The 23,000-nt window shown below is 65.1% G+C and carries 24 protein-coding genes; 7 read left to right on the top strand and 17 right to left on the bottom strand.

Annotation, left to right across the window (positions count from 1 at the left end; translation table 11 throughout):
• Nucleotides 1–204 precede the first annotated feature (204 nt).
• On the bottom strand, nucleotides 205–504 hold the full coding sequence (locus VWP12_RS03760) for a HigA family addiction module antitoxin (protein ID WP_125198071.1): 300 nt from the start codon (nucleotides 502–504) through the stop codon (nucleotides 205–207).
• Nucleotides 504–782, bottom strand: a complete 279-nt coding sequence (locus VWP12_RS03755; protein ID WP_410474672.1) for a type II toxin-antitoxin system RelE/ParE family toxin — start codon at nucleotides 780–782, stop codon at nucleotides 504–506. The genes VWP12_RS03760 and VWP12_RS03755 overlap by 1 nt, the downstream gene beginning before the upstream one ends.
• Before the next feature lie 189 nt (nucleotides 783–971).
• Between VWP12_RS03755 and VWP12_RS03750 the strand changes: the two genes are divergently transcribed.
• Nucleotides 972–1,610, top strand: a complete 639-nt coding sequence (locus VWP12_RS03750) for a GGDEF domain-containing protein (protein WP_410474671.1) — start codon at nucleotides 972–974, stop codon at nucleotides 1,608–1,610.
• A gap of 987 nt (nucleotides 1,611–2,597) precedes the next feature.
• Here the strand turns inward: VWP12_RS03750 and VWP12_RS03745 are convergent.
• From VWP12_RS03745 to rpe, 4 genes are all read right to left on the bottom strand, one after another.
• Nucleotides 2,598–3,074, bottom strand: a complete 477-nt coding sequence (locus VWP12_RS03745) for a hypothetical protein (protein WP_410474670.1) — start codon at nucleotides 3,072–3,074, stop codon at nucleotides 2,598–2,600.
• Nucleotides 3,075–3,178: 104 nt separating this feature from the next.
• On the bottom strand, nucleotides 3,179–4,684 hold the full coding sequence (gene trpE, locus VWP12_RS03740) for an anthranilate synthase component I (RefSeq protein ID WP_410474669.1): 1,506 nt from the start codon (nucleotides 4,682–4,684) through the stop codon (nucleotides 3,179–3,181).
• A gap of 128 nt (nucleotides 4,685–4,812) precedes the next feature.
• On the bottom strand, nucleotides 4,813–5,487 hold the full coding sequence (locus VWP12_RS03735; protein ID WP_410474668.1) for a phosphoglycolate phosphatase: 675 nt from the start codon (nucleotides 5,485–5,487) through the stop codon (nucleotides 4,813–4,815).
• A complete protein-coding gene (gene rpe / locus VWP12_RS03730) occupies nucleotides 5,487–6,176 on the bottom strand; it encodes a ribulose-phosphate 3-epimerase (RefSeq protein WP_125198078.1) in 690 nt (229 codons plus the stop codon). Before rpe ends, VWP12_RS03735 begins: the two co-directional genes overlap by 1 nt.
• A gap of 297 nt (nucleotides 6,177–6,473) precedes the next feature.
• Between rpe and VWP12_RS03725 the strand changes: the two genes are divergently transcribed.
• Nucleotides 6,474–7,136, top strand: a complete 663-nt coding sequence (locus VWP12_RS03725) for an FAD-binding oxidoreductase (protein WP_410474667.1) — start codon at nucleotides 6,474–6,476, stop codon at nucleotides 7,134–7,136.
• Nucleotides 7,137–7,314: 178 nt separating this feature from the next.
• On the opposite strand, the gene VWP12_RS03720 is transcribed toward VWP12_RS03725, so the two are convergent.
• Genes VWP12_RS03720 through thiS form a run of 3 tightly spaced genes read right to left on the bottom strand, consistent with a single transcriptional unit; the run spans nucleotide 7,315 to nucleotide 9,736 of the window.
• A complete protein-coding gene (locus VWP12_RS03720) occupies nucleotides 7,315–7,824 on the bottom strand; it encodes a chorismate--pyruvate lyase family protein (RefSeq protein ID WP_410474666.1) in 510 nt (169 codons plus the stop codon).
• On the bottom strand, nucleotides 7,821–9,518 hold the full coding sequence (ggt, locus tag VWP12_RS03715; RefSeq protein WP_410474665.1) for a gamma-glutamyltransferase: 1,698 nt from the start codon (nucleotides 9,516–9,518) through the stop codon (nucleotides 7,821–7,823). The genes VWP12_RS03720 and ggt overlap by 4 nt, the downstream gene beginning before the upstream one ends.
• Before the next feature lie 2 nt (nucleotides 9,519–9,520).
• A complete protein-coding gene (thiS, locus tag VWP12_RS03710; RefSeq protein WP_410474664.1) occupies nucleotides 9,521–9,736 on the bottom strand; it encodes a sulfur carrier protein ThiS in 216 nt (71 codons plus the stop codon).
• A 383-nt stretch (nucleotides 9,737–10,119) separates the two neighbouring features.
• Between thiS and VWP12_RS03705 the strand changes: the two genes are divergently transcribed.
• Nucleotides 10,120–10,827, top strand: a complete 708-nt coding sequence (locus tag VWP12_RS03705; protein ID WP_410474663.1) for an HAD-IA family hydrolase — start codon at nucleotides 10,120–10,122, stop codon at nucleotides 10,825–10,827.
• 117 nt (nucleotides 10,828–10,944) lie between these two features.
• Here the strand turns inward: VWP12_RS03705 and VWP12_RS03700 are convergent, their stop codons facing one another.
• The 3 genes from VWP12_RS03700 to VWP12_RS03690 all read right to left on the bottom strand — a co-directional run bounded on the left by VWP12_RS03700 (nucleotide 10,945) and on the right by VWP12_RS03690 (nucleotide 14,906).
• Nucleotides 10,945–11,226, bottom strand: coding sequence for an oxidative damage protection protein (locus tag VWP12_RS03700; protein ID WP_125198084.1), 282 nt, complete (start codon nucleotides 11,224–11,226; stop codon nucleotides 10,945–10,947).
• A 169-nt stretch (nucleotides 11,227–11,395) separates the two neighbouring features.
• Nucleotides 11,396–12,451, bottom strand: coding sequence for an A/G-specific adenine glycosylase (gene mutY / locus VWP12_RS03695; RefSeq protein WP_410474662.1), 1,056 nt, complete (start codon nucleotides 12,449–12,451; stop codon nucleotides 11,396–11,398).
• Nucleotides 12,452–12,503: 52 nt separating this feature from the next.
• Complete coding sequence (locus VWP12_RS03690; protein WP_410474661.1) at nucleotides 12,504–14,906, bottom strand: AsmA family protein; 2,403 nt, start codon at nucleotides 14,904–14,906, stop codon at nucleotides 12,504–12,506.
• Nucleotides 14,907–15,107: 201 nt separating this feature from the next.
• On the opposite strand from VWP12_RS03690, the gene VWP12_RS03685 reads away from it, so the two are divergent.
• The 3 genes from VWP12_RS03685 to VWP12_RS03675 all read left to right on the top strand — a co-directional run bounded on the left by VWP12_RS03685 (nucleotide 15,108) and on the right by VWP12_RS03675 (nucleotide 16,142).
• On the top strand, nucleotides 15,108–15,335 hold the full coding sequence (locus tag VWP12_RS03685; RefSeq protein ID WP_125198087.1) for a MoaD/ThiS family protein: 228 nt from the start codon (nucleotides 15,108–15,110) through the stop codon (nucleotides 15,333–15,335).
• Between the two features lie 3 nt (nucleotides 15,336–15,338).
• Nucleotides 15,339–15,695 (top strand): hypothetical protein, encoded by a 357-nt coding sequence (locus VWP12_RS03680; protein ID WP_125198088.1) that lies wholly within the window; start codon nucleotides 15,339–15,341, stop codon nucleotides 15,693–15,695.
• 141 nt (nucleotides 15,696–15,836) lie between these two features.
• Nucleotides 15,837–16,142 (top strand): isoamylase early set domain-containing protein, encoded by a 306-nt coding sequence (locus tag VWP12_RS03675; RefSeq protein WP_410474660.1) that lies wholly within the window; start codon nucleotides 15,837–15,839, stop codon nucleotides 16,140–16,142.
• Nucleotides 16,143–16,218: 76 nt separating this feature from the next.
• Here the strand turns inward: VWP12_RS03675 and VWP12_RS03670 are convergent, their stop codons facing one another.
• Complete coding sequence (locus VWP12_RS03670) at nucleotides 16,219–16,926, bottom strand: flagellar brake protein (RefSeq protein ID WP_410474659.1); 708 nt, start codon at nucleotides 16,924–16,926, stop codon at nucleotides 16,219–16,221.
• 283 nt (nucleotides 16,927–17,209) lie between these two features.
• Here VWP12_RS03670 and VWP12_RS03665 point away from each other — a divergent pair, with 283 nt between their 5' ends.
• On the top strand, nucleotides 17,210–18,214 hold the full coding sequence (locus VWP12_RS03665; protein WP_410474658.1) for a class 1 fructose-bisphosphatase: 1,005 nt from the start codon (nucleotides 17,210–17,212) through the stop codon (nucleotides 18,212–18,214).
• A 94-nt stretch (nucleotides 18,215–18,308) separates the two neighbouring features.
• Here the strand turns inward: VWP12_RS03665 and pstB are convergent, their stop codons facing one another.
• The 4 genes from pstB to VWP12_RS03645 all read right to left on the bottom strand — a co-directional run bounded on the left by pstB (nucleotide 18,309) and on the right by VWP12_RS03645 (nucleotide 22,878).
• Nucleotides 18,309–19,124: a phosphate ABC transporter ATP-binding protein PstB gene (gene pstB, locus VWP12_RS03660; RefSeq protein ID WP_410474657.1), complete on the bottom strand. Its 816-nt coding sequence runs from the start codon at nucleotides 19,122–19,124 to the stop codon at nucleotides 18,309–18,311.
• 61 nt (nucleotides 19,125–19,185) lie between these two features.
• A complete protein-coding gene (pstA, locus tag VWP12_RS03655) occupies nucleotides 19,186–20,352 on the bottom strand; it encodes a phosphate ABC transporter permease PstA (protein WP_410474656.1) in 1,167 nt (388 codons plus the stop codon).
• Nucleotides 20,353–20,377: 25 nt separating this feature from the next.
• The gene (pstC, locus tag VWP12_RS03650) at nucleotides 20,378–21,637 is read right to left on the bottom strand and encodes a phosphate ABC transporter permease subunit PstC (RefSeq protein WP_410474655.1); all 1,260 of its coding nucleotides are present in this window, start codon (nucleotides 21,635–21,637) and stop codon (nucleotides 20,378–20,380) included.
• 224 nt (nucleotides 21,638–21,861) lie between these two features.
• Nucleotides 21,862–22,878: a PstS family phosphate ABC transporter substrate-binding protein gene (locus VWP12_RS03645; RefSeq protein ID WP_410474654.1), complete on the bottom strand. Its 1,017-nt coding sequence runs from the start codon at nucleotides 22,876–22,878 to the stop codon at nucleotides 21,862–21,864.
• Nucleotides 22,879–23,000 lie beyond the last annotated feature (122 nt).

The raw sequence follows: 23,000 nt of genomic DNA, 5'->3' as shown, positions 1-23,000 counted from the left end.
TAATTTCTGGAACATTCAGCGAGCCGCTGGCCGGCCATCTGCGGCGTTGCGGTCTCTTGAAAGGGAACCACCCTTTCGGCGAGGCCGCGCCTTGCATCTGACCGGCCAGCGGCTCGCTGAATGTTCCAGAAATTACGAAGCACTACACTAATGCCAGAGCCCGACGAGGATTCCAGTCCATGCGGACCCAGCGCACCGATCGGCTCAGTGAGCCGCCTCGTCGAACGTCAACGGCTCGATACCGGCCAGGTCAATCTGCGACCGGGCAACGGCCAGGTCGTGCATGTCCTGCATGGCCAGCCAGCTCTCTGGCGAACGCCCCAGCGCGCGCGAAAGCCGCAACGCCATCTCCGGACTGACAGCGCTCTGTCCACGCAGCAGCCGCGCGACCGTCGACGGCGCAACCTGCATGCGAGCCGCCAGATGGCGCGCACTCATCCCGAACGGCTCGAGATAGACGTCGCGGATGAACTCGCCTGGGTGAGGGGGGTTGTGCATGGTCATCAGTGATAATCCTCGTAGTCCAGAACGTGCGCATCGCCGTCGCGGAATTCGAACGTCAGCCGCCAATTGCCACTCACCCGGATCGACCAGCGACTGGCCTGTTCCCCGCGCAATGCATGTAGACGAAAGCCCGGCACGTCCATGTCGTCGATCGTCGTGGCGGTCTCCAGTGCGGCAAGCTGCATCCTCAAGCGCCCGGCTTGCGCCGGTTGAATCCCGGCGACACTGCCCGACCTGTGGAACCGCCGGAGTCCCTTGTGGCGGAATGATCGAATCATTGGATGATCGTAGCGTGTTGCGCATCACGCATCAACGGGGCCGGCGGCAAGCGCTGCCAACGGCGTCAACAAACCCCGAACAGCAGACGAGACTTATGCGCTGAATCGACTACCCTTGGCTTGGCCCCGCCTAGACTTACTCTCGTCATCGCGCGCGGCGCACCGCCCGGATCAGAAAAGGAGTCACCCGTGAGTCAGTCCCCTTCCAGCAACCCGTCTGCGCAGTGGCTGGCGGATATCGACTCGCTTGATCGAGAAGGCTTGATCGAGCGCCTGCGCTCCATGGCCGCTGAACTCGACCAGGCGGAGGGACGTGAGCCCGCGCGACTCGAGCAGCAGGCGCTGATCGATGATCTGACCGGCCTGGGCAATCGCCGTGACTTCGTGCGCCAACTGGACACCCTGTTCAGTCAACATCGGCGACACGATCTACCGGTGAGCCTGATCCTGCTCGATATCGTCCAGTACATTAACCACCACGGCCCGTCGGCCGAAGACCGCGTCCTGCGCGCCTTCGGCGATTGCCTGCGCGAGACGCTACGTGGCATGGACATGTCGTTTCGCATCGCCGACCACGAGTTTGCCGTGATCCTGCCCGACACCCCGGTTGCCGGCGCCTCGGCGGTCGCGGACAAGCTACGCCTGGCGGCGGCCTACTTCCTGGTTGAAGACGCCGAGGCCACGACGACATACGACGTCAGCGTGGGCGTGGATGCCTTCCGGGTCGAGGACGAGAATGCCGATGCCGTGGTCCAGCGTGCATACGAGGCGCTCAACGAGAGTCGGGCGGCCCAGGCGGATTGGGGAGAAACGGCGCCCGAGAAATAGGGCTCTCTTCCCTTCCCCGCCTCAACGCTTCCCCTGTAGGTCGGACTTCAGTCCGACGTCGGCCATTGGCCGACTACTCCGAACAGACGAATACACGCTGGTGAATTGTTTCGCACGCCCGTTGCGCGGAGCGGCCGATAGCGACCGCCCTGCCTGGCGCGCGAGCCCCTTTTCTTGCTTGTCCAAGAAAAGGGGCGAAAAGAAGGACACCCCACGGCTTGGCCCTTCGGGCCTTCGAGGCCGGACGTTTGTCCGACCTCGAAGCCTCACGACCACCGGCTGTCTCGGGGCCGGCTCGACGCGACGTCGTGTCGCGGCGAGCCTCGGAGCGACATCCATGTCGCTCCGACCCCGGCCACCCGCCGGCCGTGAGACAAGCCGTCAGGGGGGGGGGCGACTTTCGTTAAGCGCCGTGCCCGTTGGGGCGTTCATCCCACCGGAAACCGAAGGCATGTCCGCCGCTGAAGTCCGTGAATTATGTGGATCGAAGGGTGAACCCCCTTACGCCTTGCCTCGCGAGCGGGGAATCGCAGGGTCGGGCCGGCAGGGACGCCGGCCCGAGGTTCGCCGCGACACGACGTCGCGTCGAACCGACCCCTCCGCGATTGCCCGTTCGCGAGGCTGATCGCACAGCGATCAGGCCCGCAGGGCCAAGGCGTCGGGGTGTCCTTCTTTTCGTTGGTTTTCTTGGACAAGCAAGAAAACCGACTCGCGCGCAGGGCACTGCAGCCAACCAATGCCGGTTCGCGCAAGCGCCGCGTGAAACTATTCCACAGCGCCTCGCAGTACGACCACGAACTCAACACTTGATGAGCCATCTTTTACCAGAAACGGCCCTCACGCGCTGGCATACACCTAAAGGGGCGCTAATATTCTCAATATCGGGCCATTCAACCGAACCAGCCGATAAAGTCCAATAGCGCCAACGGTGTCAAAGAAAACCAAAGCCAAGCACTAAATTATATCGAATATTGAAAAACCCGCTTCCTAATAGCACGCCAGTTTCTCGACACTCTCCGAAAAACCAGAAAGAGACAATTTCCCACTACTCACCCCGCCATCCATAGGGTCAGTCACCCGAATAGCTAAAGAATCCCCTGCCTTCAACTCTTCCAAGTATGAATCAACATCAGACATGGGCATAAAGCTACCTTTATTGGTAGTTGACAGAACCCAATACGAAGGACCATAAGCAGAATTCTTATCTACTCGCAAATCCACCTTGACGTTGTCATCTTGGTTCCCTCCCAGATAACCATGCACCAAAAACACGTAAAGATCATCACCATTGCACTCAGCGGCCAAAATGACATCAGGCTGATTTCTTTCGATATTAGCCTCAGTTGGCCAAACAAAACTCCGGTCTTCATCATTAAATGCGTCCCGCTTTTCTTCATACATCCAGTCGGAAGCCAGTAGAGAGGGAGAAACACACAGCATGACCGGCAAAAAGAACGCACGCATCCTCATAACAAACCTTTTTTCATTTTTTTGATTACATTCACGCCCACCAATATAGTCTCATGCAATTAGTGTTTCACACAAACGTTCCAAGCACACAATCAAGACTAAACATCCAACCCCCGACTAGCCATATTCGCCGCCCGAAACAACGCCCGCCGCTTATTCAACGTCTCCTCCCACTCGGTCGCAGGAATCGAGTCGGCAACGATCCCGCCACCCGCCTGAACGTGCAACTGCCCATCCTTGATCACCCCGGTACGGATCGCAATCGCGGTATCCATGTTGCCGTTCCACGCCCAGTAACCCACCGCCCCGGCATAGACACCACGCTTGACCGGTTCGAGCTCCTGGATGATCTCCAGCGCGCGGATCTTCGGTGCACCCGAGACGGTGCCGGCGGGGAAGGTCGCGCGCAGGACGTCCATGGCGTTGAGATCGTCGTCGAGCTGGCCGGTGACCTGCGAGACGATATGCATGACGTGCGAGTAGCGCTCGATGATCATGCGCTCCTCGAGCTTGACGCTGCCCACCCGGGCCACGCGGCCGGTGTCGTTGCGTCCCAGGTCGATCAGCATGACGTGCTCGGCGATCTCCTTGGGATCGCTCAACAGATCCTGCTCGAGGGCCTTGTCCTCGGCCTCGGTGGCCCCGCGCGGACGGGTGCCGGCGATGGGGCGGACGGTGACGGTGCCGTCCTCGAGGCGCGCGAGGATTTCGGGACTCGAACCCACCACGGTGAACTCGCCGGCATCGATGAAGTACATGTACGGCGAGGGGTTGATGCTGCGCAGCGCGCGGTAGAGGTCAATCGGCGCGGCGCCGAACTCGATGCTCATCCGCTGGCTGGGCACCACCTGCATGACATCCCCCGCCGCGATGTACTCGCGGATGGCGCGCACGGCGTTCTCGTAGCCTTCGCGGGTGAAGGTGGCGGTGAAGTCGTTCTCGTCGATCGGCTTGCCCGGGGCGCTTGATCCGTAATTGGCCACCGGCTCGCGCAGGCGGGCGGCAAGGGTATCCAGGCGGACGTTCGCCAGATCGAGCGCGCCGGCCTCGGCCGGGTCGATCAGGGTCACCAGCAGCAGCTCGCTGGAAAGGTTGTCGACCACGACCACCTCTTCGCTGGCCATCAGGAGGATGTCGGGCACGCCCAGCGGGTCGTCGGCATCGAAGTTGGCCAGGCGCGGCTCGATATAGCCGATGGTCTCGAAGCCGAAGTAGCCCACCAGCCCGCCGTGGAAGCGCGGCATGTCGACCGGCTCGTAGACGCGGTAGCGGGCCTTGAAGGTCTCGATCCAGGCGAGCGGGTCATCGACGGTCTCGTCCTCGACGATCTCGCCGTTCTGCCTCACCACCACGTGGTGGCCGTGGACGGTCAGGACCGTCGAGGACGGCAGGCCGATGATCGAGTAGCGCCCCCAGCGCTCGCCGCCGGTGACCGACTCGAACAGGTAGCCGAACGGTCCCTCGACCAGCTTGCGGTAGACGGACAGCGGCGTGTCGTAGTCGCCCAGTACGCGGCGGGTGACGGGAACGCGGTTGTAGCCCTGGCCGGCGAGTCGTTCGAGGTCGTGGCGGGTGGGCTGGTAGGGCTGGAAACGGTTGGGCATGACGGGCTCCGGAAGGGAAAGCGAGGGACGGGGACGAGTGCGCGTTCAGCTACGCCATCGTCTCCGCCATCGCGTCGTTCCCGTAGTCATCATCGCCGCAGCCATCTTCCCTGGGCCCGTCATGGTGCCTACCTGCCGACGAGACCGGCGAGCTCGGTCATGGAATCAATCACGGCATCCGGGTCGAAATCCCGAATGTCCTTGCCGTGGTTGTAGCCGTAGCTCATGCAGACGATCGAGAAGCCCGCGGCACGCGCGGCCTTCACGTCGGAAATCGAGTCGCCGATCATCAGCGCCTCGGAGGGATGCACGTGGAACCAGCCCGCCGAGTAGATCAGCGGCGCCGGGTCCGGTTTCTTCAGTGGCAGGGTGTCGCCGCTGATGACCACCTCGAAGTGATCGCGCAGGCCGGTCTGCTCGAGCAGCGGCAGGGTGAACGCCTCGGCCTTGTTGGTCACGCAACCCATCGGCAGGCCCAGCGACTTGACGAACTCCAGCCCCTGCAGCACGCCGTCGAAGACCTGCGAGTGCTGCCCGTTGTTCTCGGCGTAGTGACGCTTGAACACCGGCAGGGCCTCGTCGAGCTCGGCCGGATCGGGCGTGCCGTCGAGATCGTTGGTCAGCGCGCGCTCGACCAGTCGCTCGACGCCGTTGCCCACCCAGTTGCGGACGTCCTCTTCGGCGCGCTCGGGATTGCCCAGCTCACGCTGCATGGCGTTGACCGAGACCAGCAGGTCGGGCACCGAGTCGACCAGGGTGCCGTCCAGGTCGAACAGCACCATGCGCGGCGTGAAGCGTGGCATCACTTGACCTTGGCCAGCTCGGCGCGCATCTCCTTGATGACGCTGTCGTAGCCGTTGGGGTCGGAATCCTGGCCCTTGCCGAACAGCGCGGAACCGGAGACGAAGGTATCCACGCCGGCCGCGGCGATCTCGGCGATGTTGGCGCTGGAAACGCCACCGTCGATCTCGAGGCGGATATCACGGCCGGAGCGGTCGATGATCTCGCGCGCCTGGCGGGCCTTCTCGAGGGTCGCCGGGATGAACTTCTGGCCGCCGAAGCCCGGGTTGACGGACATCAGCAGGACGATGTCGACCTTGTCGATCACCCATTCCAGCACGTCCAGCGGGGTGCCCGGGTTGAAGACCAGACCGGACTGGCAGCCCTCGTCACGGACCAGCTGCAGGCTGCGGTCGACGTGCTCGGTGGCCTCCGGGTGGAAGGTGATCGAGGTGGCGCCGGCCTTGGCGAAGTCCGGGATGATGCGATCGACCGGCTTGACCATCAGGTGGACGTCGATCGGCGCGGTCACGCCGTGCTTGCGCAGCGCGTCGCAGACCAGCGGGCCGATGGTCAGGTTCGGCACGTAGTGGTTGTCCATCACGTCGAAGTGCACCCAGTCGGCGCCGGACTTCAGGACGTTGTCCACTTCCTCGCCCAGGCGGGCGAAGTCGGCCGACAGGATACTGGGGGCAATGATGTAGTCGCTCATCTCGCGGTCCTCGGATAATTGGGGAAGATTCGGGGAAATTCGGTCGAGCGGCGCCCGTCCCGATCGCCGAAACCGGCATCGGTCGAACGGGCGCACGCGCGGAAACTGGCGGTCAATGTACCGGATTCGGCGCGATTTTTTAAGAACGACATGGGTCGACCATCGGCCGGGAGCCGCGTTGCGGCCATCCGGCACGCGCCGCGCTCGGTATCGGCTTCCGGGACCTGGCAGCGGCGGTTACGCAAATCGGCTAGACTCCCCCGACATTTTCCAGCCGAACCACGATTCAACACCACTATGTTCCAGACCGAACTGCTGCTGCGCGAATTCGTCACCCATGACGTACAGCGATACATCCTGGCCAAGCCGGATGGCTACACCTTCACGCCGGGCCAGGCGCTCGAGCTGGCCATCGACGAGCCCCAGTGGCGCGACCAGGGCCGCCCGTTCACGCTGACCAACCGGGTTGGTGACCGCGTGCTGGAACTGATGATCAAGAGCTACGGCAGCCACGACGGCGTCACCCAGCACCTGGCCCAGGCCCAGCCCGGTCAGAAGCTGCTGATCTCCGAGCCCTTCGACAGCTTCAACTACGAGGGGCCGGGCTGGTTCATCGCCGCGGGCGCCGGCATCACGCCGTTTCTCGCCATCATTCGCGACCTCGCCGACCGCGGCCAGCTCGACGGCCAGAAGCTGATCTATTCGAACAAGACCGCCGGCGACATCATCCAGCAGCGCGAACTGGAGGCCGCCTTCGGCGAGAACGCGCATTTCGTCTGCACCCGCGAGCACTCGCCGCTGTGCACCCACAGCGGCCACGTCGACGACGGCTTTATCCGCGAGCACGTGCGCGACCTGTCCGAGGAGTTCTACGTCTGCGGCCCGCCGGCCTTCACCGAGCAGGTCAAAAAGACCCTCGGCGACCTAGGCGGCAACACCCAGAGCATGGAATTCGGCTAAGCCGGGTCGACAGACCGACCGAGAAAAGCCGCGCCACGGAGCCAATCCGGGCGCGGCTTTTTCATGTCCGTGCGCCGAAACACACGCCGTAGGAGCGCCTTCAGGCGCGAAATGCCCGGAGGGCACGCCATTTGATTTCGCGGCTAAAGCCGCTCCTACAAAGCCGGGCCGTTCGGTATCAACAGGCATCGATATCGAACCACTCGGTGACGCGCACCCGGGCCAGGTGGATGCGGTAGACAGTCTCGCGGGTGATCGTGCGGCCCTCGCGGCGGACTCGGAAGCTCAGCCGCCGGCAAAGCGGTTGGCGCTCGAGAATCCCCATCAGCGGAGTATCGGCCAGGCCGGCAATCGCGCGGTGCAGTCGCGGGGTAATGGGGCCGTTCACGCCGGCCACCTCGGTCAGTGCCTCGACGCGGACCTCACCGCTTTCCAGGCGCACGCGTCGTTGCCAGACGCGGGTGTCCCGGGGGATGGGCCAGTGGTTGGCTTTCTGATTGCGCCACCCCTCGGCAAGGCGCCTGACCACCACCGGTCGGCCGGTGTGCCGATGCAGGGCGCGGGTGAACGAGCCGGTGGTCCGGGCCAATCGACGGACACTGCCCGGCAGACCGAACAGTGCCGCGCCCCCTTCCGGCCCATTGACCGAGCGGAAGCAGCCCAACGCGAACGGCCGGCCGTCGCTCATAGCGCCTCGGGGGTGAACACGCTGGCCTCGCCCTCGCCGCGCGGGTCGCTAGCCGCCTCGAGCCGGCCGTCGTCACGCCACCAGGCGACCGCCTGCATGTTGCCAAAGCCATCATTGACCTCGATGCGATGCCCCATCAACTCGAGCTCGGCGCGCTGTTCGTCGGTCAACAGGTCGGGCTCGACCTCGATGCGATCCGGCAGGTACTGGTGATGGATGCGCGGGCCGGTCACCCAGTCGTCGACCGGTTCGCCGCGGGTCGCCGCCAGCACGCCGCCGAGCACCATGGTGATGATGCGCGAGCCGCCGGGCGTGCCGAGCACGCCGACCAGGTCCTCACTGCGTACGAAGGTGGGCGACATCGAGGACAGCGGCCGCTTGCCCGGGGCAATGGCATTGGCCTCGGCACCGACCAGCCCGTAGACATTGGGCACGCCCGGTTTTTGCGAGAAATCGTCCATCTCGTCGTTCAGGAGCACACCGGTGCCCGCCACGGTCACGCCGGCACCGAACGGGTAGTTGATCGAGAGGGTCGCAGCGACGTAGTTGCCTTGCGCATCCATCACGGAGAAATGCGTGGTATGCGGGCCTTCGGGCTCGGTGACCACCGGGGCGAGCGCGGATGAGGGCGTGGCGTCGGTGGGTGAGATACCCACCGCCAGCCCGGCGGCGTAATCGTCGCTGGTGAGTCGTTCGATCGGCATGTCGACGTAGTCCGGGTCGCCCAGGTATTCGGCTCGGTCGCGGTAGGCGCGGCGCATCGCCTCGGTCCGGTAGTGCAGGCCCAGCACGGACAGGTCGTCCAGCTCGCCGGCGCGCCGCTCGAGGACGCCATAGGTGTTCAGTATCTGCGCGATGGCGACGCCACCGGAGGACGGGGGCGCGGCGGAGACCACCTCGAAACCGCGGAAGCGACTGACCACCGGCTCGCGCTCGACCACGCGGTAGCCGGCCAGGTCCGAGCGACACCAGATGCCGCCGGCCTTGCGCACCCCGTCGACCAGTCGACCGGCCAACTCGCCCTGGTAGAAGCCGCCGCGCCCTTCGACAGCGATGCGCTCGAACGTCTCGGCCAGATCTGGCTGGCGAACGACATGACCGATCTCCGGTAGCTTGCCCTCATCGAGGAAGATCGAACGACTGCCCGGGTCGGCGGCCAGCACCTCCTCGCGGAAACCGGCCAGGCGGCGATACATCTCGGTGACCTGGAAACCCTCGCGCGCGGCGCGGATGGCCGGTTCGAGGGTCGTGCCAAGCGGCAGTGCGCCGTAATCGGCGGCCAGGTGATCGAGGGCGGCGGGGATGCCGGGGATGCCGGCAGCCAGCGCGCCGTCGACGGAAAGATCGGGTTGCGGGTTGCCCTCGTCATCCAGGTACATGTCGCGCGTCGCCTGCCCCGGCGCCCGCTCGCGGGCATCGAGCATCACGTCGCGCCCGCTTGCCGCGTCATGGAGCAGATAGAAGCCGCCGCCCCCCAAGCCGGAGCTGTAGGGCTCGACCACCGCGAGTGCGGCCGTGATCGCCACCGCGGCATCGAAGGCATTGCCGCCGGCCTCCAGCACCTCGCGCCCGGCGGCCGTGGCCATGGGGTGGGCGGTGGCAATCGCGGCCTGCCCCGGTGACGTGGCGCTTGCCTGAACGAGCCCCCACGGCAGGAGAACGAGAACGATCGCGAGCCGGCGCAAGGCGTTCATTCTCAGCCCCCGCCGATCGCCTGGACGATCTCGACCCGGTCGCCGTCAGCGACCACGGCGGTGGCGTGCTCGGCACGCGGGCAAATCTCGCCGTTGACCTCGACCGCGTAGCGCTTGCCGCTGGTCCCGGCAAGCGTGACCAGCGCCTCGATCGTGGTGCCCTCGGGCACGTCGCGCGGCTCGCCGTTGAGCTCGATACGGACGGTGGATTCGGCCATCGTGTGTCTCCTGTGCCATCGGCCTACCGGGCCGAGTGGAAAGTTGCTGCTGGTAGAATGGCGCACTGGCCGCCTGGGGGAAACTCTGCACGAACGCCATGCCACTCTGGCTTGGCGAGTCGTTCGTGATCAAGGCGCGATGTCGCCGGCGTGCCGGTGGCCACGTCAAGACATCGCAACGCGGAGCACGGGCGACTCGCCAAGCCCCGCCGGGCGCGCCTTGAGCCAGGCACCTGCTACGTTATCGTCCTTGGAAAGGGAACAACCCTTCCGCGTCGGACGAGCGCCTTGTATCTGCCCGGCTCAAGGCACGCAGAGTGGTATGCCATTCGTGCAGAGTTTCCCTCACGACCAGTCCACCCATTTTTGTTCAGGCCGCCTCCATGAGCGACACGCCCGCCCATCCAGCCCTGCCGTGGCAGGACATCGATACCGTGCTGCTCGACATGGACGGCACGCTGCTCGATCTCGACTTCGACGCCCGCTTCTGGAAGGAACACTTCCCGCAGCGCTACGTCGAGCTGAGCGGGCTGGCCGAGCCCGAGGCGATGGCGCGGCTCAACGCCCGCTTCGAGGGCCTGCGCGGCCAACTGGCCTGGTACTGCCTCGATGACTGGCACCGTGCGCTGGCGCCCGACTGCCGCAACGAGCTCGACCTGATCGCCCTCAAGCGCGAGCTGGCCCACCACATCCGGTATCGCCACGGCGTGCCCGAATTCCTCGAGCGCCTCGGCGGGGCAGGCAAGCAGCGCGTGCTGGTGACCAATGCCCACCCGGCCAGCGTCGATCTCAAGTTCGAACGGGTCGACCTCTCCACGCGGCTCGACCGCCTGTTCAACGCCCACGAGATCGGCGCGGCCAAGGAGTCGCCCCGCTTCTGGGATCGGCTGGCCGAGCAATTGCACTTCGACCCCGACCGAACCCTGCTGGTCGACGACAACCTGGTCGCCCTGGCGGCCGCCGAGGACTTCGGCATCCGACACCTGCGGGCGATCACCCTGCCCAACAGCCGTGGCGAGGCAATGGATACCGCGCCATTCGAGCCTCTGGATGATTTCCTGGCCGCGACGGCGGTTCTGGTCGGCCGATAACGACGGCGAAAGCCGCGCCCCAAGGCTCCGTAGGAGCGGCTTTAGCCGCGAACGCCAGGTATCTGCCGCGGCCTTTCGCGGCTAAAGCCGCTCCTACAAGAGTGTCGCGGGCTCCTCTTACTCGCCCTCGCTCGGCGGGACGTAGCCTTCCGGCTTGTCCTCGTTGCCCTCGAACAGGAATTTTTCCATCTCGCGGACCAGGAATTCGCGCGCCTTGGGGTCGATCGGCGTCAGGCGATACTCGTTGATCAGCATGGTCTGGTGCGCCAGCCATTGCTGCCAGGCGGCCTTGGAGATGTTGTTGTAGATGCGCTCGCCCATCTCGCCCGGATAGGGCGGCTTGGGCAGGGCCTCGGCCTCGCACTGCAGGCGCTGGCAGAAAACGGTGCGGTCAGTCATGAAAACCTCGTTCGCGACTCGATGCGGAATGTGTCCGGAATGATAACAGTGCCGGCAGGGACCACCGGTCAGTGAGTGCGCGGGATTCACCCTCACCGGATCGCCTCGGCGGCAATCGCCGGACCGACGCCCTACCGAAATGCCGTGGTGCTCGAGAGGCGGCCCGGATTCACGATTGACCCAGTGCCGCCCCGCCGCGTTCGCGGATCAGTCGCTGGATCGGGGCAGGCAGCCCCACCGGCGGCTCGTGGACCAACTGTTCGACCGCATGCCATTCGCCATGGCACTCGGCCACGGCAGCGGGCGCAACCTGCCTACCCCACACCTCGGCGGCCAGCTCGAAGTGGCTGAAGACATGCCGCAGCTGCCCCAGCGCCTGCCAGTCACCGGCCGGCTTGACGCCAAGCTCGGCCATCCGGCGATCGACCGCGTCCGGCGTCTCGCTCACCGGCAGGCAGGCCAGACCTCCCCAGATGCCGCTCGGCGGGCGCTTTTCCAGGAACAGGCGCCCGTCACCGTCCTCAAGCCACAACAATACCCGCTCGCGCACCGGCTTGGGTTTGCGCCGCCGGCGGACGGGCAACTCCTGCTCGCGTCCCTGCCGGTGTGCCCGACAGTCATCACGGACCGGGCAGACATCACAGCGGGGCGTGCCCCGCCGACAGACGGTCGCGCCCAGGTCCATGATTGCCTGGGTGTAGTCGGCCGCACTATCACCCGGGGTGCGCTCATCGGCCAGCACCCAGAGAACGCGCTGGGTCGCCGCCGCTTCCTGCGGGGTGTCGACGGCGGCATGACGGGCGAGCACGCGCTTGACGTTGCCATCCAGGATCACCGCCCGGCGGTCGAAGGCCTGGGCGACGATCGCTGCGGCGGTGGACGGCCCCACACCCGGCAGGTCGCCCCAGCCCTCGACCGTTTCCGGCACGCCCGTTTCCGCCATTGTTCGAGCGGCGGCATGCAGGTTGCGGGCACGGGCGTAGTAACCGAGCCCCGACCAAAGCGAGAGCACGTCGTCCGCCTCGGCGGCCGCGAGCGCATCGATATCGGGGAAACGCGCCATGAAACGCTCGAAATACGGGATGACCGTGGCGACCTGGGTCTGCTGGAGCATGATCTCCGAGACCCACACCCGGTAGGGCGTGCGCGGGTGCTGCCACGGCAGGTCATGCCGACCGTGGTCGTCAAACCAGGCCAGCAGCCGTTCGGCGAACGGCCCCGTCACGGCCCGCGACGGGGGCGACCGGCTGATCGCATGACGGCTGCACCGGACCGACTCACAGGCCGAAGCCCTTGAGCAGTTCCTTGACCGCGTCGCCGCCCTTCTCGTCCAGACGCTTGTCGATCTCTTCCTCGACGCGCGTTTTCACCTCGCCCTTCGCCGCTTCCCTGGCCAGCGATTCGAGGTCGAGCGAGATCGACGGGTCGCTGAATGCACCCTTGATGCGAATCGGCACCGGCACCTGCTTGAGGCGCTCGAGGTCCTTGCCGCCCTGGCCGGTGGCGGTATTCACCACGGTGACGGTCAGGCCGTAGTCGATCTGCTCTCGCGGCAGGTCGACCTCGCCCTTGCCGGCGACCCGTAGCAGCGGGGAGGAGCCGGCGAGATCGTCATTGCGCACCACGCCATTGCGGATGGCCGCCGTGCCCGTGATGGCCGTGAAGTCGGTGGACAGCTCTTCGGGTTCCGGCTCGGTCTTGCCCTCGAGGCGCGCCTGGGCCCGGCGCAGCAGGTAGCCGATGTCGAAGCCCTTGATCTTGCCATCGCGCAAGGAGAAATCGGCATTGCCGTCGAGCCCCGACTTGAGCTGATCGACCCGCTTGCCCTGGGTGGTGACGTCGAAGGAGATGTCACCCTTGCCGAGCAGCCGATCCTCGTCCATTACAGCGATGAGCAACGGTTGCAGCGACACGCCCTGCACGCGCCCCTTGCCGGCGTAGCTCGGCACCTCGCCACGCACGTCCAGCGCACCGCTGGCGTTGATCGCTCCGTCGAAGGCATTGGCGGTCAACTCGGCCAGTTGCAGCTGGCCACCGGCCGCCGTCAGGTGCACCACCGGGCTGCTCAGGCGGTAATCCTCGTAGCGGAGGCTTTCCAGCTGCAGCCGGGCATCGAGATTGAGCCCACGCAGGGTCTCGACCGGCAAGTCGATCTCGGCATTCTTGGTGGCGGCCTTGCTCTGCGCACTGCCACCATTGCCCGAACCGGACGATTCGCTGGCATCCTTGTCGCCTTCGGTCTTGGGCGCGAGGTACGGGTTGGCGTCGAAATCACCGCCCTGCAGCCGGGCAAGAAGGCGCCCGGTCTCGAGGTTGTCGATACCGGCACGGCCGGTCAGTTCCTGATCGTCGAGCGTGACGCGCAGATCGTTGATCATCGCCCGCGACGGGGTCACGTCGATCTGCCCCGTCATCGCGAATTGGCGCAGCGCCTCGTCCGAGCGCATCTCAGGCACGGTCATGCCCAGCCGGTCGGCCAGCTCGCGCGGATCGAAGGCGGCAATCTCGATCGGACCGGAGGAGACCAGCTCGCCCGTGTTCAGACCGCTGACATCGATCTGCCCCGAGCCCCTGACCGGATCGGAGGCGAACACAAGATCACTGATGGAGGCGGTGCCGGCGGCCAGATCGGCGTCGACCACCGCGTTGGCCGAGACGCTCACCGTGTCGTCGACCTCGGGGAGCCCCTTGAGATCGGCGCTCAGAGAGAGGCGCGGCAGCTGGTAGCGCCCGGCGGCCCAGTCGGCCTCCAGCACGGTCTCCAGCCGACTCTCGAGGTAGGTCAATGGGCCGACGCCCTTGCCGTTCAGGTCGAGCACCACGCCATCGAGCCGCGCCTGTGACTTGCCGGCACGCACGTCGGCCTTATCGACCTGCAGCATCGCCTCGATGCGCTCGGGCAGGCCGGCCTCGGCTCCGTCGTTGTGGCTGGCCACCAGGTTGAGCTCGAGATCCTCGAACAGCATGTCCTGACGGTCGAGCCACAACTGGGCCTGCGTGGTCAGATCGACGCTGCCGTTCAGGACCGGCATGTCGGGCATCGCCAGGCGAAAGCCCGAGACCAGCTCGATGTCGGTCGGCGTGCCGTCGGCCAGTTCGCCGGTCGTGAGATCCAGCCCGTCGATGGTCAACTGCTGATCGGCCTGCTCGTCGCGCCAGTGCAGGGTGGCATTGCGGATGTCGACACCGCCGACAGTGAGCACGAGCGACGGCCCGCCGCCATCCTGCGGCTCGACCCTCTCCGGCTCGCCACCTGATGCCTCGGCCGACTCGGCGGAGCGCTCGAGCAGGTCGTCCCAGTTGTTGCGCCCGTCCTCGAGACGGGTCAGGTGAATCTGCGCGTCTTCGAGCAGCAGGGTGCCGATCTCGAACTCGCCACGCAGCAGCGGCAGGAGCGCGGCCTGCGCCTCGAGCCGCTTGACCTCGATCATCGACTCGGGCTCGAAACCCTCGGCATTGGCCAGCACCACGTCCTCGGTGGTCGCCCCCAGCCAGGGGAAGATCGTTACCGAGAGGTCACCGTTGAACTGGATGCTGCGCCCGGTTTCTTTTTCTACCTGGGCGGCGATCTGCGGCTTGTAGTCGTTGGGATCGAAGGTCAGGGCGAAGGCGACGATCGCCAGGATGGCGACCAACACGATCGCGACGAAAAGCAGGCCAATGCGCTTGATCCATTTCATGCAGGGTCGTCCTCGAATGTCGATGGCCGGGCAAGCGTGCCCGGTTGGTCCGATCGGCCCGGTCGATTCGCGTGGTTCGGGCGCAATCCGGACTAGGATTGGTTCAGACTTTAGCAGACAATAGGCGTTGCCAGACCGGGCGTTCGCAGGTGTCGAAACGTCCGGCAAGGCGTACATACACTGTCAGCGAAACGACCGACCATGAGCATCACCGTCCGCCTGTTTGCCAGCCTGCGCGAGCGCATCGGCTTCGACGAGACCCGGCTCGACCAGACCCCCGCCACCGTGGCCGAGGCCTGGCAGCGGGTCACCGACATCGAGCGCCCCAGCAACACCCTGGCGGCCGTCAATCACGAATATGTCGACCTGGACCATCCGCTCTCGGATGGTGACGAGGTCGCCTTCTTCCCACCGGTGACCGGAGGCTGAGCCATGGCCAAGAAGCTGCCCGCCAACGAAATGCACCGGGAGATGCGCCAGATCATTTCCCGCCGACGCCGGCTGATTCGCATCTGGCCGGCGATCGCCCTGCTGCTGGGCGCGGTGACCATCGGCTTCTACGTCTGGGCCTTCTTCCAGCGCCCCATCCTGGTCAATCCGCTGCACGTGCTCGAACTGATGCAGACCGGCAACCTCGACTCGGCCACCCAGGCCCTGCTGGCCGTGACCGCGCCGATGCTGTTCCTGGCCGTGGGGTTGTTGGTACTCCTGCTGCTGGCCTTCGTCACCGCCGGACTGGTCAGCGAGGGCCGGCTGATGCGCGTGCTCGAGAAGAACCTGTCGCGCTGAGCTCGAACCGCCCCGTCACACAACCGTCAAGATTGTCGCGTAAACAATCACTTGACTGGATTGCCCGTTCGCCCGACATTGCTTAGGCAATGTAAGGCGACCGACGCCCGGTCGGCTTTGTGTGTCAATGGAGGGAAGGCCATGTCGATCACGAAAAAACCGCTCAAGGTACGTCCCGAGTGTCGCGTCACCTTCAGTTACCGTCCGAACGACGGCGAGAAACATCGCGTCGAGGTGCGCGGCGATTTCAACGGCTGGGGTGATGAAACGTTACCGCTCAAACGCCAGCGCGACGGCAGCTACCGGACCACGGTCAGCCTGCCGCAGGGCAGCGAATACGCCTTCCGCTACCTGATCGACGAGGAACGGTGGGACAACGACGAGGCGGCCGACGCCTACGTGCCCAACCCGTACGGCACCGGCGACAACGGCGTGCTGCGCACCTGAGCACCGTCCTGCCGAGACGCGGGGTCGGCCGGGGGATTTTTTCGGGGCCAATTCGAGGGTGTCCGGCCCGGTAGCCTCAGCCGCGCGTCAGGCGCAGGCGTTGCAGGCGCATGACCTCGCGGTCGATAAGCTGGCTGTCGCGCGGGGGCAGCGCGGCGAATTCCAGGCCGTAGACCACGCTCTTGCCCACCCCCGGGCGGCGGTTGCGGACAATGAACTCCAGGCGCACATCGATGCCCTCGCCGACCTTCAGGCGCGCGGCGCCGACCTCGTCGCCGGGCTTGAGCCCCGGATCCTTGTCTCCGACCACGCTCACGGCACAACCGGTGGCCGAAAGGTTGACCACGTCGCCGGACGTGACGCCTCGCGGCGGCGACGGGCAGAACGCCAGCGTGCCGGGCACATCCGGGGGGAGATCGATACGAAAGGCCGCCCGGCGCTGGAGACGCTGCATCACCTCGGGATAGCCGACACTCAGGTAGCAATCGCCACCCTCTTCACGGGTCGCGAGATCGGCGGAATAGAACCAGTTCAGCAGGCCGTCGATGACCGCCTGGAATCGCACCTGCCGGGCGTGAAGGATGTGGCGAAGCACCACCGGATCCGGGCAGTCGAGCACCAGCCGACGGGCCTCGGATTCGTTGCCCACCACCTGTACCTGGCCCTGGAAATCCGGGTCGTCATCGGGGATCAGCCAGAGATGTCCGCGGGCCTCGTACAGTCGCTCGAGCGAGCGCTCGATGGCGCGAGGAGAGCGGACGGTTTTGATGTCCTGATCGTCCAAGACCGATGACTCCGGATCCATGGGTTCGGCCGGGCGGCGGGCGCCGCCCAAGCATGAGCGTCGACAAGCATACCCATTTTGGCCTTACCCTGCAGCCGCCCGGAAACCGTATGCCAGCGCCGCTCGTCGGCCGTGGTTCGGTTGCTGCCGGCGATCGGTTACTATAGGCGCCGATTTTTGTAGCAGGGCGGCTCTGAATGCCTGGGACGTTCTTCCCAACCATTCAAAGACTTCCTGTCTCCAAAATCCGTTTAACCATTCGACTGACACAGAGGACTTTTCCATGTCTGAAGCCAAGCGACTTTCGCAGTACCTGGCCGAGCACCAGCGCCAGGGCCGCGTCGACGCCGATTTCGTCGGCCTGATCAGCGACGTGGCTGCCGGCTGCAAGCTGATCGCCGACCAGGTCGGCCGCGGCAACCTCATCGGCCTGCTGGGCTCCGCCGAGACCGAGAACGTCCAGGGCGAGACCCAGAAGAAGCTCGATATCATCTCCAATGACGAGTTCACCGACATCCTCACCGAGGGTGGCCACGTCGCGGGTCTCGCCTCCGAGGAAATGGACGAGGTCTACGACCTGCCGGCCGGCAAGCACCGCGGCCCGTACCTGTGCACCTACGACCCGCTGGACGGCTCGTCGAACATCGACGTCAACGTCACCGTCGGCACCATCTTCTCCGTGCTCAAGGCCCCCACCGGCAAGGAGAACCCGACCGAGGAAGACTTCATGCAGCCGGGCACCGAGCAGGTCGCCGCCGGTTACGTCACCTACGGCCCGTCCACCATCCTGGTCCTGACCATCGGTGACGGCGTCGACGGCTTCACGCTCGACCGCTCGGTCGGCGAGTTCAAGCTGACCCACCCGAACATGACCATCCCGGAAGACACCGCCGAGTTCGCCATCAACATGTCGAACATGCGCTTCTGGGACGCGCCGGTGAAGCGCTACGTCGACGAGTGCCTGGCCGGTAAGGAAGGCGAGCGCGACAAGGACTTCAACATGCGCTGGGTCGCCTCGATGGTCGCCGAAGTGCACCGCATCCTGGTCCGTGGCGGCGTGTTCATGTACCCGATCGACAGCAAGCACCGCGAGCGCGGCGGCAAGCTGCGCCTGATGTACGAGGCCAACCCGATGTCCATGATCGTCGAGCAGGCCGGCGGCCTGTCGATCACCGGCCCGGACCGGATCATGACCATCGAGCCGGAAAAGCTGCACCAGCGCGTGCCGGTCATCCTGGGCTCCAAGAACGAAGTCCAGCGCCTCTGGGATTACCACAAGGAAGGCTAAGGCCTTCCGGACAACCCGGATGCAAGAAAGCCCCGCGGGTCATCGACTCGCGGGGCTTTTTCTTTATCAGGGCTGGATGCTGAAAGCTTGAAGCTTAGCCGTACCGCCCGGTGATGTAGTCCTCGGTCTGCTGCTTCTCCGGGGTGGAGAACATGGTCGCGGTGTCGTTGTACTCGATCACCTTGCCCAAGTGGAAGAACGCGGTGTAATCGGCGACCCTTGCGGCCTGCTGCATGTTGTGGGTGACGACGACAATGGTGAAGTCACGCTTGAGCTCGTGCATCAGCTCCTCGATCGTGGCCGTGGAGATCGGATCGAGCGCGGAGGTGGGCTCGTCCATCAGGATCACGCTCGGCTGCACGGCGATCGTCCGGGCGATGCACAGGCGCTGCTGCTGGCCACCGGAAAGCGACGTCCCCGGCTTGTCGAGCTGATCCTTGACCTCGTCCCACAAACCGGCGGCACGCAGCGACTGCTCGACTAGGTCGTCCTGCTCACTGCCCTTGCTGACGATGTCGTGCATGCGCGGCGCGTAGGCGATGTTCTCGTAGATGCTCTTGGGGAACGGGTTGGGCTTCTGGAACACCATGCCCACCTTCTTGCGCAGGGCGACCTCGTCGACCTGCTTGGAGAGCACGTTCCGGCCTTCCATCACGACCTCGCCCTCGGCACGCACCGACGGGATCAGGTCGTTCATGCGGTTCAGGCAGCGCAGGAAGGTGGACTTGCCGCAACCCGACGGTCCGATCAGCGCGGTGATGTTGTTCTGGTAGATATCCAGATCGATGCCGTGAAGCGCCTGCTTGTCCCCGTACCAGAGCTTGAGATCGCGCACGGTCAGCTCGAGGTCGTGGGTGGTCTCCTGGTTGAAGGTGACCGGGGCACCGGGGGATGCGAGTTTGGTTGTCATGCTCGCCGTACCTGTTGTTGATGGGCGTTCATTGAGTGGCTTCGATTGGCACTACCGGCGATCACCAGCGGTGCTCGAACTTCTTGCGCAGATAGACCGCGGTCGCATTGAGCGTGATAAGCACCGACAGCAATACCAGGATGCCCGCGGCGGTCCGCTCGACGTAGGCCGACTCCGGCATACCCGCCCAGGTGAAGATCTGCGCCGGCAGGACGGTCGCCGCCTGGGTAAAGCTGCCCGGTGCATCCGGGATATAGGCGATCATGCCGATGATAATCAGCGGCGCGGTCTCGCCCAGCGCCTGGGCCAGGCCGATGATCGAGCCGGTAAGAATCCCGGGCATCGATAGCGGCAAGACGTGGTCACGCACCGTCTGCCAGCGGGTCGCACCGACGCCGTAGGCCGCCTGGCGGATCGAGTCGGGTACGGCGCGCAGCGCGGCGCGCGAGGTAATGATGATGATAGGTAGCGTCATCAGGCCCAGCGTCAGGCCGCCGGCCAGCGCCGAGGAACGCGGCGCGCCGAAGAAGTTGATGAAGATCGCCAACCCCAGCAGACCGAACAGGATCGAGGGGATCGCGGCGAGGTTGTTGATGTTGATCTCGAGAAAGCGCGTGAAGCGGTTGTCCGGCGCGAATTCCTCGAGATAGACCGCCGTCATCACCCCCACCGGGAAGGCAAACGCCAGGGTCACGATCAGCACCAGCACCGAACCGATCGCCGCCGAGGCGAGACCCGCCATCTCGGGCAACTTGGAATCACCGTTGGTGAAAAACCCGGTGTTGAAACGCAGCTCGGCGCGCCCTTCCTCGACCATCCGCTCGACCACCGCGACCTGCTTGTCCTTGAGCCGGGACTTCCTGCCCTTGAGGTGCTGGTCGACCGCGTCGTCGGCCAGCACCCATTCGGTCTGCTTGGTGCCCAGCAGCGAGTCGTCCTCGGCCATGCGCCCGGGGATCAGTCGCAGGTAGCCGCGGCTGACCAGTTCCCGGTACTCCGCTTCGACTGCGGCCAGCGGCAGTTCGGCGGCCCGTTCGCTGTAGTCGACCTCGATCTCGATGTAGGCCTGCTGGAACGCCGGCAGCCCCTTGATCAGCATGTCGGCAAGGAAGAACAGCAGGAACGCGCCGGCCGCGATCAGCGCCGACATCGACAACCACTTCATCCGGGCGGACTTGCGGTGGCGCTTTTTCAGCTGGCGGGAGATGTCGTCGAGGGACTGGGCCATGACGGGAGCTTTCCGGTTGATCGAATTACAGGTTGTTGACCGCGTACTTCTCGCGGAAGCGGCGGATCATCACCACCGAGACGAAGTTCAGCGCCAGCGTGACCACGAACAGCATCAGGCCGAGGGCGAAGGCCGACAGGGTCGCGGCCGACTCGAACTCGTTGTCGCCGGTCAGGGCCGAAACGATGCTCACGGTCACCGTGGTCATGTCCTCGAGCGGGTTGGCGGTGAGGTTGGGGCGCATGCCCGCGGCCATGACCACGATCATGGTCTCGCCCAGCGCGCGCGAGACGCCCAGCAACGTCGCCGAGACGATGCCCGGCAAGGCGGCCGGTAGCACCACGTGGCGAATGGTCTCGTTGCGCGTGGTGCCCAGCGCAAGCGACCCCTGCCGCATGGCCGTGGGCACCGAGCTGATCACGTCGTCGGACAACGAGGAGATGAACGGGATGATCATGATGCCCATGACGATCCCCGGAGCCAGCGCGTTATTGAACGAGGCCTCCAGGCCGACCGAATCCGCCGCCGAGACGATCAGCGGGGCGACGGTGATCGCGGCGAAAAAGCCGTAGACCACGGTCGGGATGCCGGCGAGCACCTCGAGCACCGGCTTGGCCACGTCGCGCACCTTGGGTGGGGCGTACTCGGCCATGTAGATCGCCGCCGAGACACCGATGGGCACGGCCACCAGCATGGCGATGGCGGTGATCATGAAGGTGCCGGCGAACAGCGGCAGGGCACCGAAGTTGCCGCTGGATCCTTCACCGGCCTCGGCGCGCCCAGCCGACTCGAGGAAGGAATCTCCCGGGGCCCAGTTGGTGCCGGTGATGAAGTACCAGAAGCTCTCCATCTGGAAGAAGCGGATCGCCTCGAACAGGATGGAGAACAGGATGCCGAAGGTCGCGAAGATCGAGATCGAGGCCGCGCCGATCAGCACCCACTTGACCGCCCGTTCGAGCGAGTCGCGGGCACGCAGCTCCGGCCGAACGCGTTTCAGGCCGACGAACAAGCCGAACGCCCCGAGCCCCAACGCGCCGACCACTGCCAGCCAGCCGGGGAAGGCCGTTTCGGACAGGCCCAGCACGATGGCCGCGATCATGGCGACGACCACCGCCGGGCCGGCGGCACTCAGGACGGTGAACCAGGCGTATTGATCCGGCTGGGAATGCATGTGCACCCCACCAGCACGGACCCGTGCAGCCTTGGAGCGGCCGAGAAAGAACCCCAGCAGCCCGAGGAGCAGCACCCCGGCAAAGAACGTCATCAGTATCTGGTCGGTCTGCATTTCAGCGCTTTCCGTCTCGTTTCGTGCATCGCCACGGCATGACCGAGCGAGTCCGGGTTGGGTGATCCAAAACGGCCATTATTGAGAAGCTGGCTCCTGTTGCAAGCATTCGGTGATCGAGACACCAAACACTTGCGACAAGAGAAAGCCGGCGGATGACCCACCGGCTTTCCCCGTCCCTGGGAGGGCATCCGTCCCCATCGCTGGGGAAACGGCCCCTGCGCTTACTTGAGGTCGGACAGCTGGAGCTTCTTGCGCTCGGCGACTGCCGATTGCAGCTCCTCGAGTTCCGCCTGCGGCAACGGGATCATGCCGATGCCCTTGAGGTAGCCCAGGTCGCTGATCATCTTGTCGCTCATGAACAGCTCGACGTAGTCGTTCATGGCAGGGACGTCATCCGCGTGGCTGTTCTTGATGTAGAAGAACAGGGAACGAGAGACCGGGTACTCGCCCGAACCGATCGCGTCCGGCTCCGGCGCCACGCCGTCAACGTTCGAGCCGATCAGCTTGTTGCTGTTCTCCTCGAGGAAACTGTAACCGAAGATGCCGAAGGCGTCGGTGTCGTTCTCGAGCTTCTGCACGATCAGGTTGTCGTTCTCACCGGCGTCGATGTAGACACCATCCTTGCGCAGGTTGGCGTAGCCCTCGTTGCCGTAAGCTTCCATCTCTTCGGTCACGGCCTCGAGCACCAGCTCCTCGAAGGCGTCACGGGTGCCAGAGGTGGACGGCGGGCCGTAGACGCGGATCTCGCGATCCGGCAGCGAGGAGTCGATGTCGCTCCACTTCTTGTACGGGTTGTCGACCAGCTCACCATCGACCGGCACCTGCTCGAGCAGCGCCATGGCGATCTGCTCGCGGGTGAACTCGGCGCTGTCGTTCTTGTTGCTCTGGGCGAAGGCGATGCCGTCGTAGCCGATCATGGCCTCGGTGATGTCGGTGACACCGTTTTCCTGGCAGCGCTCGAACTCGGAGGGCTTCATCCGACGCGAGGCGTTGGTGATATCCGGGGTATTCAGGCCGTTGCCTTCACAGAACAGCTTCATGCCGCCGCCGGAACCGGTCGACTCGATGACCGGGGTCGGCCACTTGGTGGTCGCGCCCAGTTCTTCGGCCACGTAGCTGGCGAACGGGAACACGGTCGAGGAGCCAACGATGCGGATCTGGTCCCGGGCGTGGGCCGTGCTGATGGAGGCGGCCATGACGGCGGCCAGGCCAATGCTGGTTACGGCAAACGGTTTCATACAGGTGATACCTCAGGTGAAATGCAACACAACGCTAGTACAGGAGTGGAGTCTGAGGATCGTATGTGACAGCAAGATGAATGTGTGACAACGGTTCGATGACAAGCGAAGAAACAAGAGAC

The sequence above is a fragment of the Guyparkeria sp. TX1 genome (genome assembly GCF_046523965.1).
In the GTDB taxonomy this organism is placed as follows: domain Bacteria; phylum Pseudomonadota; class Gammaproteobacteria; order Halothiobacillales; family Halothiobacillaceae; genus Guyparkeria.
This window is presented reverse-complemented; position numbering and strand designations above follow the sequence as displayed.